The sequence below is a fragment of the Caproiciproducens faecalis genome (genome assembly GCF_019448085.1).
GTDB classification, from domain to species: Bacteria; Bacillota; Clostridia; order Oscillospirales; family Acutalibacteraceae; genus Caproiciproducens; species Caproiciproducens faecalis.
Genome location: NZ_JAGFNZ010000001.1, coordinates 82,973 through 99,529 on the forward strand (window position 1 = coordinate 82,973; position 16,557 = coordinate 99,529).

Below are 16,557 nucleotides of genomic sequence, written 5' to 3' on the forward strand. Positions count from 1 at the left end.
ACTGATGGCCGGGCCTTGCATATTAGTCGAAGGACTTAAAACAGGAGGTTAATATGAAAAAGAAAAAGTGTCTATCTCAGATTCTTGTAGCATCGCTCATCATGTCAATGGCACTGACCGGCTGCGGCGGAGCACGGCAGGCCGAAAGCTCTGCCGCCCCTGCGGCTGAATCGGCCGCATCGGTTGCTTCAGCCCCCGCTGCTTCAGGCGCTGCCGGATTTGCCGCGGACTCAACCATTGGTGTTGCGCTGCCCTGGCTTGGCACCCAGAACTGGAAAGAAGCCGATGAAATGTTCAGAACCCAGTTGGCAGCGGCTGGTTTTAAGGCAATCGTTCAGCACGCGGACAACAAGGTTCCTCAGCAGCAGCAGCAGATTGAGTCTATGATTCAGAACGGCGCCAAAGTCATCGTCGTCGGCCCTGTCGACGGTTCACAGCTCGGTTCGGTTCTGGAAGAAGCAAAGGCGGCCAACATCACTGTGATTGGTTATGACCGTCTCATTGAAAACACCACCGGTATTGACGGTGTGGTACAGTTTGGCAGTGTAAAGACCGGCGAACTGCAGGGTCAGGCTCTGCTCGACGGACTGGCAGCTAAGAAGGGCAAGGGCCCGTACAACATCGAGCTGTTCGGCGGCGGACCTGCCGACCCCAACGCTCCCAACTTCTTTAAGGGCGCCATGACAGTGCTCCAGCCCAAGATTGACGACGGTACGCTGGTTGTCGTATCCGGTCAGAAAGATTTTACCCAGTGCGCAACTTTGGACTGGGATAACTCCAAAGCTCAGGCCCGTATGGACTCCCTCCTCTCCGGTTTCTATTCGAAAAAGGAAATTGACGGCGTTCTTTCTCCCAATGACGGCATCGCCCGCGCGATCATTACCGCGTCTGAGCAGGCCGGTCAGAAGATTCCCGTTGTTTCAGGCCTTGACGCCGAGAACGAGTCTGTTGAGTGGATTTGGTCGGGCAAACAGTATTCTACCGTAGCCAAGCCAACCGACCTTCTGGTAGGCAAAACGATTGAAATCATCAAGTCTCTGCAGGCAGGCAGTGGGATGCCCGCACCCACCACAAAAGTGAACAATGGCAAGACGGACGTCGGTGTCTATGAGCTTGCTCCGCTTGTTGTTACAAAGGAAAATGCAAAAGAGGTATTTGCGAAAGACGCCGGCCGCCTGGCACTCTTGAAATAGGAAATTCTAAGACTGTATGCGTAAGTGAGAAATGCCGCCCAGACGGCCCATCTATGAATACAGGTTCTGGGCTCTTGTTGGAGGACGGCAAAGGATTATCCTTTGCCGTCCGATTTGTAGGCGCGGAAATTATTGATGAATTGAGCATTCATATGAAATTGCAGTGGTGTCAGATGATATTGCTTTGGGCGCAGGGATGAACCCGCTTGAGAAAATTCCCGACAATCGGAAACATAATTGAAATCGGCACTTCTTTTGTGCTAAAATAAAACGCAGAGCATGCATTTGACTGTGCAGTCGGAGCAATGGCCGCAGCTTGCGGGCTTCTGCCGCGAAACCGACGCAGACTTCAAACTGTATAAATTTTTTTCGGGAGTGATTGAATGTTCGATTTAGTCGCGTTGGGTGAGCTACTGATTGATTTTACATACCACGGCAGAAGCGAAAACGGGATGCGCCTGTTTGAGCAAAACCCCGGCGGAGCGCCCGCAAACGTGCTCTGCGTCGCCTCGAACTTAGGCTTAAGCACTTCGTTTATCGGCAAGGTGGGCAAGGATATGCACGGAGATTATCTGCGCAGGGTTCTTGAAGAAAGGGGCGTAGACACCAGCGGGCTGATTAGCGCGGAGGATGTGTTTACGACACTTGCGTTTGTTGAGTTGTCTGAAACAGGCGAGCGCAAATTTTCCTTTTCCCGCAAGCCCGGTGCGGACACTTGCCTTTCAGTGGGCGAGGTTAAGCGCGAGTTGGCAGAAGGGTGCAGGATTTTCCACTTCGGTTCCCTCTCACTGACCGATGAGCCTTCGCGTTCTGCGACAATAGAAGCGGTGAAAACCGCAAAAAAGGCCAGAGCCATTATCTCTTACGACCCGAATTACCGTGCTCCGCTCTGGAAAAGTGAGGACGAAGCCGCCAAGATCATGCAAAGCGTCCTTCCTTTTGCGGACATTGTAAAAATCAGCGACGAGGAAGTCGGGCTCATAACAGGCGAATCTTCTCCCGAGGCCGCCGCCGAGTCTCTTTTCCAAAAAGGGATCTCCTGCGCGGTGGTTACGCTTGGCAGCAACGGCGCCTATGCCGCAGTGGAAGGCGCGTCCGCGCTTGTTTCCGTTCCCGATGTTCCGGTGGTTGACACCACAGGCGCCGGAGACGCTTTTTGGGGCGGATTTCTCTATAAGCTGACCGTGAGCGGGCTTCGCCCCAATGAGCTTCGGGAAGCACAACTCCGGGATTTCACCGAATTTGCCAACGCGGTCGCCTCGCTGTGCGTTCAAAAGCGCGGGGGGATACCGGCAATGCCTACAATAGACATGGTCAGGGATTTTCTTGGACGAACAGGGAAACCCCTGTGAAACGCCGCAGTAAAGCCGGTGGCAATATTTGTATGCGGAAGGAAACAAGGAAAAATCGGAAAAGACTTCAATAAAGATTTCCCAATGGTTCAATGAAAACAAGGATGTAAAAAAATAAGGCAAGGCACCCTGCGTCGGATTTCGCAGAGTGCCTTGCTCGTTTTTGTGCTCTTTCTAAAGCTATACAAGAATATACAATTAAGTACAACATCTGTTATTTATTCAATTTTGGATCTGTTCTATAATGGATTCAGAATAGAGACCAAAGGAGAATTGGGAGAATGAGGTACGGTTATTTTGACAATAAAAATAGGGAGTATGTCATTGATCGCGTAAACACACCGGTTCCATGGACAAATTATATCGGTGTAAACGATATATGCGCTGTTCTCAGCCAAACCGCAGACGGTTATGTTTTTTATCAATCTCCGCAGTACCACCGCATTACGCGCTTTCGCCCGAACGCGCCGATCAGCCGCCCCGGACATTATGTGTATCTTCGTGATGACGACACCGGCGAGTATTGGAGCATTTCGTGGCAGCCTGTCGGAAAAGATTTGACCAAAGCGAAATATGAATGCAGGCATGGTCTTTCCTACTCGAAATATCGCTGTGATTATCAGGACATTTCCGCCTCGCAGACCGTGTTTATCCCTCTGAATGAGCCGGTCGAGCTCTGGGATGTGGTGCTGAAAAACAACGGAACCCGGCCGCGTCGGCTCAGCGTTTATTCTTACCTTGAGTTTTCGTTCCATCAAATCGATATGGACAATCAGAATTTTCAGATGAGCCTGTATGCCTCGGGTTCCAGTTATGCAGACGGCATCATTGAATATGACCTTTATTATGAAGAATTGGGGTACCAGTGGTTTACCTCCAGCTTTGAACCCGACGGATTCGACTGTCTGCGCGACAGTTTTTTGGGCGCTTACCGCGACGAAAGCAATCCGGTTGCGGTCGAAAAAGGGGAATGCTCCGGCAGCTTTGAAAAAACGGGCAACCACTGTGCCGTCCTGCAAAAGAAACTTGTTCTGCAGCCGGGGGAGGATGTTCGGCTTACCTTTTTGCTGGGTGAGGGAAAACGGGAAGCGGCCGTTTCCGTAAGAAAAAAATATTCTGATCCGGCCAACGTGGACAAAGCGTTTTCCGATCTTGCGGCTTTCTGGGAGGAAAAGCTCGGCAAGCTGCAGGTCGGCACTCCAAATCAGGGAATGAACACTTCGTTAAACATTTGGAATTTATATCAGTCCGAAGTAAATATTCTATTTTCGCGTTTTGCCTCGTTTGTTGAAGTGGGCGGCAGAACCGGCCTGGGCTTCCGTGATACCTCCCAGGATGCGATGACCATCGCGTCGTCCAACCCGGAAAAGTGCAGGAAGCGCATTGTTGAGCTTTGCCGCGGTCTCACACAACAGGGCTACGGGCTGCACCTGTTCCAGCCGGAGTGGTTTGACCCTAAGCTTCGGGGAAAACAGCAGAGCTTCAAATCCCCGACTGTGGTTCCCACTCCCAGCAGGGAGGAAATGATTCACTCCATCAAGGACGCCTGCTCGGACGACGCACTTTGGCTGATCGCCGCAATCAGCGAATACATTAAGGAAACAGGGGAAGTTTCCCTTCTGGATGAAACGGTTACCTACGCCGACGGCGGAGAGGATACGGTCTATCAGCACATGATGCGGATTCTTGATTTTTCCGACAAACAGGTTGGCGCCACCGGCATTTGCAAGGGACTCCGCGCCGACTGGAATGACTGCCTGAATTTAGGCGGTGGGGAAAGCGCCATGGTTTCTTTCCTGCACTACTGGGCAATCCGGCATTTTCTTGATTTGTCCCGATTTATCGGAAAAACGGAAGAAACGGAAAAATATGAAAAGATGGCCGCAAAGGTGAAAAAGGCATGTAACGATAACCTGTGGGACGGGGAGTGGTATATCCGCGGGATTACCGCCAATGGCAGGAAAATCGGTACCCATAACGATCAGGAGGGCAAGGTACATATTGAGTCCAACACCTGGGCGGTTTTTTCCGGTGTGGCTGACCCTGACCGCGCGGTCAAGGCGATGGATTCCGTTGATAAATACCTCTACACAAAATATGGTTTGATGCTCAATGCGCCGTCCTATACAAAGAGTGATGACGAAATTGGGTTTGTCACGCGGGTCTATCCCGGCGTGAAGGAAAACGGTTCGATTTTCAGTCATCCGAATCCGTGGGCGTGGTGTGCGGAGGCGACCCTTGGACGGGGTGACCGGGCAATGAAATTTTACAATGCCCTGCTGCCCTATAACCAGAATGATGAAATAGAAGTCCGGCAGTCGGAGCCCTATTCTTACTGCCAGTTTGTAATGGGAAAAGACCATACCGCCTTTGGGCGGGCAAGGCATCCGTTTATGACGGGCTCGGGCGGCTGGGCTTATTTTGCCGCAACCAGGTATCTTCTGGGCGTCAGGCCGGACTTTGACTGCCTGATTGTTGACCCGTGCATTCCAAAGGATTGGAGCGGCTTTGACGTTACCCGCGTCTGGCGCGGCGCGGCCTATCAGATTCATGTTGAGAATCCGAGCGGTGTCAGTAAAGGGGTAAAAACAATAGAGCTGGACGGGAAAGCCGTTTCCGGCGGAATTCCGGTGCAGAAAGCGGGAACACAGCACCGGGTGAAGGTCGTTATGGGATAAACAGCTCGCCGTGCAGAGCAGTTTGGTGTACGGAGAAAAGTGCGGTGAAGATATGATTAAATTCGGAACAGGCGGATGGCGCGCAGTCATCGGCGAGGAATTTACCAAAGCAAATGTTCAGCTGCTAACGGCTGCGATTGCCAAAAAGCTGAAAGATCAGGAAAAAGCTGCGGGCGGATTTGTTATTGGATATGACCGGAGGTTCCTGTCGCAAGAGGCGGCCAAATGGGCGGCGGAGGTCATGGCGGGGGAGGGAGTCCCCTGCCGCTTGATCGACAGGGAATCGCCTACTCCGTTAATTATGTTTACGGTGCAATATTATGGACTGCCTTACGGCATGGCGGTAACCGCCAGCCATAATCCCGCCATCTACAATGGGATCAAGGTTTTTATGAAGGGCGGACGGGATGCCGATGAAGTTCTGACAGGGCAATTGGAACAGTACATAAAAGACATAGACCCAACTGAAATTAAGCGGATACCGTTTGAGGACGGGGTAAGAAACGGCATGATTGAGCTGATCGATCCGATGAATCAGTACATTGACAGCATTATCCGTTCCATTAACATGGACGCGATTCGAAGCCGCAGCCTCAAAATTGCACTGGACCCGATGTACGGGGTCAGTAAAACGGCACTGCAGACCATCCTGCTCACGGCACGGTGCAATGTAGATGTTATTCATGAGCGGCGCGACGCGCTGTTTGGGGGCAGGCTGCCCGCGCCGAACAGCAAAACACTCGCCGGGCTGATGAATTATGTGGAGGAAAACCACTGCGACATTGGAATCGCAACCGACGGCGACGCGGACAGACTCGGTGTCATTAACGACAGGGCGGAGTTTTTGCATCCGAACAAGATACTGGTGATGCTCTATTATTACCTCATGAAGTTTAAAGGGTGGCACGGTGCGGCGGTGCGAAACATTGCCACAACCCATCTGCTTGACCGCATTGCAGAGGATTTTGGAGAAACCTGCTATGAAGTTCCGGTGGGATTTAAATATGTTTCTTCAAAAATGGCGGAAACAAACGCGATTATCGGGGGGGAATCCTCCGGCGGGCTTACCGTGCGCGGACATATTCAGGGCAAGGACGGAATTTATGCGGCTTCACTGCTGGTGGAAATGATCGCAACCACGGGCCGTGGCCTGTCGGAGATATATAAGGAAATTACCGACCAATACGGGAGCTGCGAAATGGATGAACGTGACTTTCGCTTTTCACAGGAAGTAAAAGAGAAAATAACGGGAATTCTGCTTCACGATAAACTGCTGCCGGAATTTCCGTACGAAATCGAAAAGGTATCCTATATGGACGGCTGCAAGGTTTACTTTAAAAATAAGGGCTGGATTATTGCGCGTTTTTCCGGCACAGAGCCGCTGCTGCGGATTTTTTGTGAAATGCCTACCCTCAAGGCCGCGCAGGAAACCGGCGATGTTTTCAAACAATTCCTTTCTCTTTCATAACCACTCCTCCCCAAAGGCAGCCGCAAATTACGGCTGCCTTTTTCAGACTGACGACAAAGTCGCGCAACCGCAAAATTGCAAAGCAATGTGCTTTCTGCGCTGGCTGCGCTAGCAAATTCCGGTCACATACAGAGAGTATGCTTCCTCATTTGCTACGCTTGCCGCCTTGACTTGCACGATTTGTCGCAGTTTGCTTTTTTGAAAGGTACTATTTATAATTGACGAAAATATGAAACCAATATAGAATTATACTATCAATCTGTTTTGAATCTATGGAAGCGGAGAACAGTTATGAAAATGAGGACGGAAAAGAATTCCCGGAAATTCTCTCTTAAGTGGGGGCTGGTCGGTATCATTATCGCATGCTGGATTTTGCCGATTGGCTTAATCAGCGCCGCGACCGGATATTACATTACGCACAATATAAACGATCAGATTACGGGAACAATCACTACCTCCGCAAATAATTCGTTAAAAATCGCGGTCAATCAGCTTGATTCCGCAATCTCCTCCTCCAGGTATGCTTCCTATAATCCGACCATCAGAGATGCCTACGGCAGTTTTAACCGAACAGGGGATGCCAATGAACTCTACGACCGGGTTACGGCGTTTTTATCGCAGCAATACAAATACGACGATAAGTTTTTAATAACGGCACTGTATTTCTGTAAGAAACCGGACAATGTTTATTACACCTTTAACGCAACCTACAACGCCACCTCCGCCGTACAGGAATACCGCAATCATGCGCATGAAAAAGTGCGGGAACTGTCGGAAACGCTGGGAAGCAATATCGGTTTTATCAATGCCGACGGAAGGATTTATATGGTCAGAAATATTCTTGACGGGGATTATAAGCCCTACGCGGTGCTGACCATGCAGCTGGATACCGCGAGCATGTTTGCCGGCATTAAAAATATTGTTTGGGGAAAGGACACGACCCTTTGGCTCAATGACACGCCGGTGGTACTGAACGGAGAACAGCTGACACCCGACCGTTTGGGAATTGTGCTGAAGTCAAACAGCCAGACGTTCCGGAATATCGGGGGCCGTACCTATCTTTATGGAATGAACCAGACGGGAGTATACCGGATTTCCTATGTAATTGCGGTGGACATTTCTCCGCTTGCGGCGGAGCTGAACAGATTTAAGATCATCCTGATCTGGATGGGAATTCTGATCGTTCCCCTGCTCGCCCTTGTCATCTGGTTTTTTACCCGGAACGTGTCACGCCCGATTGACCGGCTGATCGTGGAGGCGGGAAATATAGAGGAAGGGAATTTCGGCGTTCGGGTGGTAGGCGAGTCGCAAAGCATTGAATTTCAGTACCTTACGGACGCGTTTAACAGCATGTCGTCCAAACTGAAATATCAGTTCGACCGGATTTACCGGGAGGAACTGGCTCTGCGTGATGCCCGCATCATGGCGCTTCAATCGCAGATCAATCCGCATTTTCTGAACAATACACTGGAAATTATCAACTGGGAGGCAAGACTCTCCGACAATGTGAAGGTTTCCCGTATGATTGAAGCGCTCTCCACGATGCTGGACGCCGCTATCGACCGAAAGGGCAGGCCGGTTGTCCATGTTTCCGAAGAAATGATGTATGTGGACGCGTATCTTTACATTATTTCCGAACGGCTCGGGAAACGGCTGACCGTAAAAAAAGAAATCGACCCTTCTCTTTTGGACTTGTACGCGCCGCGCTTAATTATGCAGCCGATTATCGAAAACGCTGTCGAACATGGGATTCAACCGCAGCAGAAGGGAGTCATTGTCATCCGTATTTTCCGCGAGGGGGACAATCTGATTCTTGAAGTGGAGAACGACGGAGCGATGACGCCGGAGGATGAAAGCCGCATAAAGGCTTTGCTGTCGGATGAATACGATGCCGCAAATGAGAGCTCAAACAATCTGGGCATCCGCAATGTAAATCAGCGTTTGAAGATTCTTTATGGGGAAAACAGCGGACTTTCAATAAAAATGAACAGTTATGGCCATACAGTTTCCAGAATCGTTATTGCTATTAACCAATCCAAACAATAATATGCAACAAATGGCAAGATTGTCTATTATGTTTTTAGTGGCGGAAGCGTAATATAGTATTCACTGGAAAGCATACAGCATATTTCAAATAATATGGAGGTTGTTTTATGAAAAGGGTAATTGCGTTAGTCCTTACAATGGCGCTCAGCGGCGCAATGCTGGTCGGATGTCAGAGCACACCCGCGCCCGCGGCGTCCCAGGCCGCTTCTCAGGCAGCGTCTTCCGAGGCGGCGAAACCGGTGGAAATTACAGTTGTAACATCATACGGAGGCGATGACGGTAACCGGGCAAATTATGAATCTGCGTACAAGGCCTATGAGACGGCTACCGGCAACACGGTAAAGGATGCCTCCGGTACTTCCAATGAAGAGTGGAAATCCAAAATCATGGCTGACTTTGAGACAGGCGCCGAACCGGACGTACTCTTTTATTTTAACGGCGTGGATGCGAACAAGCTTGTTCAGGGCGGCAAAGTAGTCAGCATTGATGAAATCCGCAAGACGTATCCCGACTACGCGAGCAATATGAGGGATGATCTTCTTGGCGCGTCCCCCGCGGACGGCAAAAACTATTCCGTCCCGGTAAACGGTTACTGGGAAGGATTGTTTATCAACAAGAAGGTTCTCAAAGACTGCGGCGTGGAAGTTCCCGGTGCGGATTACACTTGGGACCAGTTTTTGAAAGACTGCGAGACAATTAAATCAAAGGGCATCACCCCGATCGCCTGTTCTTTACAGGAAGTTCCTCATTACTGGTTTGAGTACTGCGTGTTTAACCACGGCACATTGGCAACTCATACGAAGCTTCCCGCTTCTTCCACAGATGAGATCGGAAAAGTCTGGACAGACGGTCTCAATGACATCAAAACGCTTTATACAAAAGGCTACTTCCCAAAAAACACCACGACGGCAACAGACGCGGAAACCTTCCAGCTGATGGCTGACGACAAAGCTGCTTTCGCAATCGACGGTTCCTGGAAGATCGGCTGGTTCCAGGAAAATGCAAAGAGTATTGATGACTTTACCGTTACATATGTACCGGGCGAAAACGGAAGAAAATCCACGGACATCATCGGTGGTCTGTCCATGGGATATTATATTACCCAAAAAGCGTGGAGCGACCCCGCCAAGCAGAAGGCATGCGTTGATTTTGTAAAAGCAATGACAACGGATGAAGTGGTCTCCACATTCGGCGCGACGGCAGTTACCGCATTAAAGAACGGTACGGCCGCGAAAAGTGATACCGATTCTCTGGAAAAAGCGGCTATGGCCATGACAAAGGGGGCAACCGGAATCGCTCCCGCCACACAGGACGGTTTGATTCAGACAGCGCGCACCGCGTTGTTTGCGGACATTAAGAATATCGCAACCGGAAAAACAACGGCTGAAAAGGCAATTGATGCCTGCCTGGCAATTAAGAGCTAATTATTTATCTCACATATTTTCCTGTTCAATGTTAAAGACCGGAGAGTGGTGTATCAGCTCTCCGGCCTTTTTAAAGAGGGCGATGATCAATGAATTCTACGATTTACAAAAAAAAATCACCGTTGGCGGTATTCCTGATTCCCGCGTTCCTGTTTATGGCGCTGTTTCTCTACTACCCTTTTGCCATGAATATCTACAACAGCTTTTGCAATATCACGGGACTCGGTACGGCGGCGGTGGGGTTTAATTCCCCCTGGTATCTTAATTATACAAAACTGTTTCGGGACCCGATTATGAATACAGCACTGGTCAACACCATGCTGCTCATGCTTTTGACAATCATTTTTCAGGTTGGGATTGCGCTGCTGCTTGCGTTGCTGATTGACAACATTAGAAAGGGCACTCAGTTTTTCAGGACCGTGTACTTTTTTCCGATTGTCATTTCCGCTACGGCACTGGGTCTTTTATTCAACCTGATCTTTTTATATGACGGCGGCATGGTAAACCAGCTGCTGACGAAGTTTGGCGCAACCGATATGATCGACTGGAAGGACGAAATACATTACCTGTTTACAATGATGACGCCGGTGATGTGGCAGTATGTCGGATTTTATTTCGTTATTATCGTAACCGGACTGAATAATATTTCACCGGACATTTACGAAGCCGCAGAGATTGACGGTGCAAGCGGATTCAAACGGGTTCGCTATATTTCGCTGCCGCTCCTGCACAATGTTCTTATCACCTGTCTGATTTTGGCGGTGACAGGCGCGCTGAAGGTGTTTGACCTGCCGTGGATTATGATGGGCGCGGGAATGCCGATGGATAAATCGTGGCTGACCGGAACGTACATGTATAACCAGACATTTACCATGGGCGACGTGGACTACGGCTCCACTATTGCCATTGTGATTGTCGTCATCGGTGTTGTAATTTCGCAGATTGCAAACCGAATTTTCAAGGAGAAAGATTATTAGGGGAGGGGAAAAGATGCACACAGCAAATACACAGGAACCCGCACGGCCACACGGTGTCCGTCGCAGGGGAAAGCCGGGGGAAATTCTTATTTACATCGTTCTTTCCCTTTGGGCGGTTACAACCATTTACCCGTTTCTTTGGGTAATTATGAACTCGTTTAAGCTGAAAGGACTGATTCGGTCCGATTCTTTTTCTGTTCCGGTGGGGGACAGCTTTACATTAGATAATTATAAGACGGCTTTTGACCGTGTGGATATTTTCGGAGCCTATAAAAACAGCCTTGTCATTTCAATCACTGTTACCGTCGTGGTCGTTCTGCTGGCCGGGTTTGCGGCATACGGCATGGCACGCTATCAATTCAGGGGCAGAAATATCCTGCATTCCCTGATTATTGCGAGTATGATGTTCCCGGTTTTCTCCACGATTATTCCGGTTTTCCGCATGATGTTCGGCTGGCACATCGTCAACACCAACAGCGTGGCACTTTCTCAGCTCAGCGTCATTTTACCGCAAATTGCGGGAAATCTTTCCTTTGCGATTGTCGTTCTCATGGGATTTATGAGAGGGCTGCCGATTGATTTGGAGGAAGCAGCCTATTTAGAAGGATACAACGTTTATCAGATCTTTTTTAAAGTAATCGTTCCGATTGCAAAGCCGTCCTTTGCCACAGTAGCTATTTTCACTTTCCTATGGTCCTATAATGATTTGTTTACACAGATGTTCTTTTTACGGTACAAGGATGCCTTTACGATTACACGGCTGCTCAATGAAATCACGTCCATTGCCGGCGTAAATTACGGCTTAATGGCGGCCGCGGTCGTTCTGGTCGTAGTACCCGTACTGGTAGTTTACATATTCCTGCAGAAAAATATTATCAAAGGAATGACGGCGGGGGCGATCAAAGGTTAAAGGGTATCCATATTTGAATGATAATTCAGCATACAACGGATATGTTTTTTGTTGATACGAAAAATATATCCGTTTTTTCTGTGTTCTGTGCTATAATTTCAGTATAATGATTCGGAGGCATTCAGTATGTATAAAGTAATGATTATTGATGACGAAGATATTATTGTGGAAGGTCTTAAAAAAGTGGTCGATTGGGCGAAATATGACTGCGGGGTGGTCGCCACCGCGTCGGATGCAAAATCCGGCGCAAAAGCGATTCGGGAAAATAATCCGGATATCCTGTTTACAGATATCAAAATGCCCAATATGGACGGGCTCACCATGCTGGCCGGGCTCAAAGGGGAATTTCCCAACATGCAGATTACCGTGCTCACGGGATACCGGGACTTTGAATATGCAACGCGGGCAATTCATATCGGCGTAACAAGATTTCTGCTCAAGCCTTCTAAAATGAATGAGCTGGAGGAAGCGCTTCAGGTCATGACGGAAAATTTGAGAAAGCAGCAGAAAGGAATACCGGAATCAAAAGAGGAGCCCACGGAAGAATTGCAGGAAACAGACTCGGCAAACAACTTTATTGTTCGGAAAGCTTTAAAATACATAGAACTTCATTATGCAGAGAAGCTAACGCTTACGGAGCTCGCGGAAAAAGCATATGTGAGCCAGTGGTATCTCAGCAAGTTGCTAAACAAATATACGAATAAGAGCTTCTGCGACCTGCTGAATCAAACCCGAATTAAGAAAGCGGAAGAGCTGCTGCAGAACCCTTCCTTGAAAATTTACGAAATTTCAGACGTGCTGGGGTTCAATGACGTCAATCATTTTTCGCGGGTTTTTAAAAAGATTAAGCAGATGTCACCCAACGAATACCGCAACGCTATCTATAAGTAATCATCTGCCGCCAACGCCTGCGGGTTCTTATGTTAAGACTACCTCTTGAGGCAGAAATTTATAAAAATTCTTATTTTAACCGTGGACAAACGCCCAGCAGACAGGGACTTTGCAGGATTGCAAAATGGTGCGGTGAAACGTGAATCACTCTTGATTGGAGGAGACGTATGAAAAGAAAGATGCTAAGCGACTGGGAGGCACCGTATAGCCAATCGCTTATGAAAATCATTGAAACTCAGAGCAAGGTAACGCTTGCGCATTGGGCGGTTGATTATGCCGAGCGGGTGATACTGCCGCTTTGGAGCAAGTTCAATTCGGATGATCTGCGTCCGCAAAACGCTTTAAACGCCGCCAGAGAGTGGCTGTCGGGTGCAATCAAACTGCCGCAGGCAAAGGCCGCAATTCTTGAGTGCCATTCGGCTGCCCGCGAAGCGGAAGGAAATCCTGTTGCGCAGGCTTCGGCGAGGACAATCGGCCAATGTGCGTCGACCATCCACTCGGCAAGGCACTGTATCGGGCTTGCATTTTATGGAGCGTTAGCGGTCGCTTATGACCGACTTGGAACCGACGCGCCGTGGGAACAAATCGAGCAGTGCGCCGCCGAAGAGTGCGGACGTATGGAAGCCGCACTGCGTGCCGTTGCCGTGGAGAACGAGCCAAACCCGGCGAAAATCGCTTGGAAATGCTGACGAGAACCCGCCGGGCGCAAATTAAAATAATGCTGGTAAAATGATGAAAATTATATTATAATCAGTGTAATAAAATTGAATGCAGTTAAGGTGTCAGACAAGCGAAAGCTTTGTTCTGATGAAAAGGGAAACAGGTGCAAGTCCTGTACGAACTCGTCACTGTGATAAGGGAGTTGCGGCAAAAAACCACTGATGAAAATCGGGAAGGCGGCCGTAAACGATGATCTTTCAGCCAGGAGACCTGCCTTAAACGGAGCAACTACAGCCACGAGTAACTGGTCTGGAACAGATAAGGTAAGTTTGATGATGCCTTTTGATACCTCCATGCCTTTGTGGCAATGGAGGTGTTTTTATTATGGCGAAAGTAATCATGATTCAGGGGACGATGTCGAACGCGGGGAAAAGTTTGCTTACGGCCGGCCTGTGCAGGATTCTGAAACAGGACGGGTACCGTGTCGCCCCCTTTAAATCCCAGAATATGGCGCTGAACTCCTATATCACGGAGGAAGGGCTGGAAATGGGCAGGGCGCAGGTAATGCAGGCGGAAGCGGCAGGAATTGAGCCGTCCGTCCTGATGAACCCTATCCTGTTAAAGCCTACCAACGACGTGGGTTCCCAGGTGATTGTCAACGGGGAGGTAATCGGCAATATGAGCGCGAAAGATTACTTTGCTTATAAAAGACAGCTGATACCGGATATTCGCAAGGCTTTTCACGAGCTGGAAAAGCAGGCTGACGTGATTGTGGTGGAGGGCGCGGGCAGCCCGGCGGAAATCAATCTGAAGGAAAATGATATTGTCAACATGGGGCTGGCGGATATGCTGGATTCCCCGGTGCTGCTGGTAGGGGACATTGACCGCGGCGGCGTTTTTGCCCAGCTGCTCGGCACCCTGATGCTGCTGGAGGAACACGAAAAGGCAAGGGTAAAGGGGCTGATTATCAATAAGTTCCGGGGGGATCCATTTATTCTTGAACCGGGAATCGCTATGCTGGAAGAAAAAAGCGGCGTGCCGGTGATTGGGGTGGTTCCCTATATGGATATTTCCGTGGAGGATGAAGACAGCCTGACAACCCGCTTTGACACAAGGAAAGAGGCGCAGATCGATATTGCGGTCATCCGTTTTCCGCGAATTTCCAACTTTACTGATTTCTCCGTGTTTGAACAGATCAACGGGGTTTCCGTTCGCTATGTGGATTCCGTTTCTCAGCTGCACCGTCCGGATATGATTATTCTGCCGGGCAGCAAAAATACAATGGGCGACTTAAAGTGGATGCGACAGAACGGGCTGGAAGCGGCAATTAAAAAAAGAAACGGAGAAAGTGTCATTTTCGGTATCTGCGGCGGGTATCAGATGCTTGGGTGCACGGTTTCCGACCCTAACGCAGTGGAAGAGGGCGGTACGATGCACGGGATGGAGCTGCTCCCCGTGGAAACCGAGCTGGAAACCCAAAAAATTCGCACCCGGGTGGAAGGAACCTTTGAAAAGGTTTCCGGAGTTTTCTCCGGATTGTCCGGAAGGAAAATCAGGGGATATGAAATCCATATGGGTGTCAGCAAAGCGGCGGAGGGATGCTCCCCACTGTGTACGCTTACAAATGTGCTGGACGGCCGTAACAAAGAGGACGGAGTCGCTGGGGAAACGGTTTACGGAACCTATGTGCACGGAATTTTTGACGAAGGGGAAATCGCCTCCGTCATGGTAAGTGCGCTTGCACAGCGAAAGGGACTTTCCGTGGAAAACGGCCTGACGATGGATTACGGAGCCTTTAAGGAAACTCAATATGACAAGCTTGCAGATACGCTGAGAAAGCATCTGGATATGGACGGAATTTACCGGATTTTAAACGGAGGAACCTATGACAAAAGAAGCATTGACAAAGTTGAAAATTGACAAGCCTAACGAAGCGGCCCGACAAAGGGTAAAAAAAATCTGGGACGGGATTGCAAAGCCCCTGGACGGACTGGGGCAGTTTGAAACAATCGTCGCTCAGATTGGGGCAATCACCGGAACGGCACAGATTGACCTTAGCAAAAAGGCCGTGATTGTGATGTGCGCGGACAACGGCATCGTAGAGGAGCAGGTGAGTCAGTGCGGACAGGAGGTAACGGCGGTCGTTGCTTCCAGCATGGTTCGGGGGAACACCTCTGTCTGCAAAATGGCCAAAAGAGCCGGGGCGGACGTCATTGCGGTGGATATCGGAATCAACCGCAAAGAGGAAATTCCGGGGCTGATTCAGAAAAAGATTGCCCGCGGAACAAAAAATTTCCTGAAGGAGCCGGCCATGTCGGAAGCAGAGGCTTTGCAGGCAATTGCGGCCGGGATGGAAATTGCGGAAAAATGCGGCCGTCAGGGCTACCGGATTCTTGCGACCGGAGAAATGGGAATCGGCAATACTACCACCAGCAGCGCAATGGCGGCGGCACTGCTGCAATGCGATGCGGAAGAGATCACGGGAAAGGGCGCCGGACTGAGCAGAGAAAAGCTCGCGCATAAACGGGAAGTGGTCAGCCGGGCGCTGGACAGGTACTGTTTTAAGAAAGACGAGGCTCTGCGGATTCTGGCGAGCGTCGGCGGGTACGACATCGCCGGGCTTACGGGTGTCTTTATCGGCGGGGCCATCTGCCATATTCCCGTCGTAATCGACGGAGTTATCAGCGCGGTGGCGGCTCTCACGGCGGAACGCCTTGTTCCAGGGGTAAAAGATTACATAATACCATCCCATATCAGCAGGGAGCCCGCGGCAAAGAAAATTTTTGAAGAGCTTGGGGTTCACCCGGTCATTGACGCCGGACTGGCTTTGGGGGAAGGAACCGGCGCGGTCATGATGTTCACCCTTTTGGACACGGCGCTTGCAGTGTACGAAAATCAGACTACTTTTGACGACATCAGCACGGAGCAGTATGTCCGGTTTGAATAAGGCGGGAAATC

General features: G+C 49.8%; 12 protein-coding genes and 1 riboswitch. All 12 genes read left to right on the plus strand.

The window, feature by feature from the left end; genetic code table 11:
- The first annotated feature begins 53 nt into the window (after positions 1-53).
- Positions 54-1,193, plus strand: a complete 1,140-nt coding sequence (locus J5W02_RS00420; protein ID WP_219938470.1) for a substrate-binding domain-containing protein — start codon at positions 54-56, stop codon at positions 1,191-1,193.
- 383 nt (positions 1,194-1,576) lie between these two features.
- Entirely contained in the window at positions 1,577-2,545 is a 969-nt protein-coding gene (locus tag J5W02_RS00425; RefSeq protein ID WP_219938472.1) for a carbohydrate kinase family protein, read from the plus strand.
- 281 nt (positions 2,546-2,826) lie between these two features.
- Positions 2,827-5,223 carry a GH36-type glycosyl hydrolase domain-containing protein gene (locus tag J5W02_RS00430; RefSeq protein WP_219938474.1) on the plus strand — a complete coding sequence of 799 codons (2,397 nt, stop codon included), beginning with the start codon at positions 2,827-2,829 and terminating at the stop codon, positions 5,221-5,223.
- A 52-nt stretch (positions 5,224-5,275) separates the two neighbouring features.
- The gene (locus J5W02_RS00435) at positions 5,276-6,691 is read left to right on the plus strand and encodes a phosphoglucomutase/phosphomannomutase family protein (protein ID WP_219938477.1); all 1,416 of its coding nucleotides are present in this window, start codon (positions 5,276-5,278) and stop codon (positions 6,689-6,691) included.
- A gap of 291 nt (positions 6,692-6,982) precedes the next feature.
- A complete protein-coding gene (locus J5W02_RS00440) occupies positions 6,983-8,737 on the plus strand; it encodes a sensor histidine kinase (protein WP_219938479.1) in 1,755 nt (584 codons plus the stop codon).
- A gap of 107 nt (positions 8,738-8,844) precedes the next feature.
- Positions 8,845-10,161, plus strand: a complete 1,317-nt coding sequence (locus J5W02_RS00445) for an ABC transporter substrate-binding protein (protein ID WP_219938481.1) — start codon at positions 8,845-8,847, stop codon at positions 10,159-10,161.
- Positions 10,162-10,250: 89 nt separating this feature from the next.
- Entirely contained in the window at positions 10,251-11,138 is an 888-nt protein-coding gene (locus J5W02_RS00450) for a carbohydrate ABC transporter permease (protein ID WP_219938483.1), read from the plus strand.
- A gap of 13 nt (positions 11,139-11,151) precedes the next feature.
- Positions 11,152-12,048, plus strand: coding sequence for a carbohydrate ABC transporter permease (locus tag J5W02_RS00455; RefSeq protein WP_219938484.1), 897 nt, complete (start codon positions 11,152-11,154; stop codon positions 12,046-12,048).
- Positions 12,049-12,174: 126 nt separating this feature from the next.
- Positions 12,175-12,939: a response regulator transcription factor gene (locus tag J5W02_RS00460; RefSeq protein WP_219938486.1), complete on the plus strand. Its 765-nt coding sequence runs from the start codon at positions 12,175-12,177 to the stop codon at positions 12,937-12,939.
- A 167-nt stretch (positions 12,940-13,106) separates the two neighbouring features.
- A complete protein-coding gene (locus J5W02_RS00465; RefSeq protein ID WP_219938488.1) occupies positions 13,107-13,628 on the plus strand; it encodes a putative immunity protein in 522 nt (173 codons plus the stop codon).
- 71 nt (positions 13,629-13,699) lie between these two features.
- Positions 13,700-13,891: riboswitch (cobalamin riboswitch) on the plus strand.
- 92 nt (positions 13,892-13,983) lie between these two features.
- Entirely contained in the window at positions 13,984-15,519 is a 1,536-nt protein-coding gene (locus J5W02_RS00470) for a cobyric acid synthase (protein ID WP_219938489.1), read from the plus strand.
- Positions 15,485-16,546: a nicotinate-nucleotide--dimethylbenzimidazole phosphoribosyltransferase gene (gene cobT / locus J5W02_RS00475; RefSeq protein WP_219938490.1), complete on the plus strand. Its 1,062-nt coding sequence runs from the start codon at positions 15,485-15,487 to the stop codon at positions 16,544-16,546. The genes J5W02_RS00470 and cobT overlap by 35 nt, the downstream gene beginning before the upstream one ends.
- The last annotated feature ends 11 nt before the right edge of the window (positions 16,547-16,557 follow it).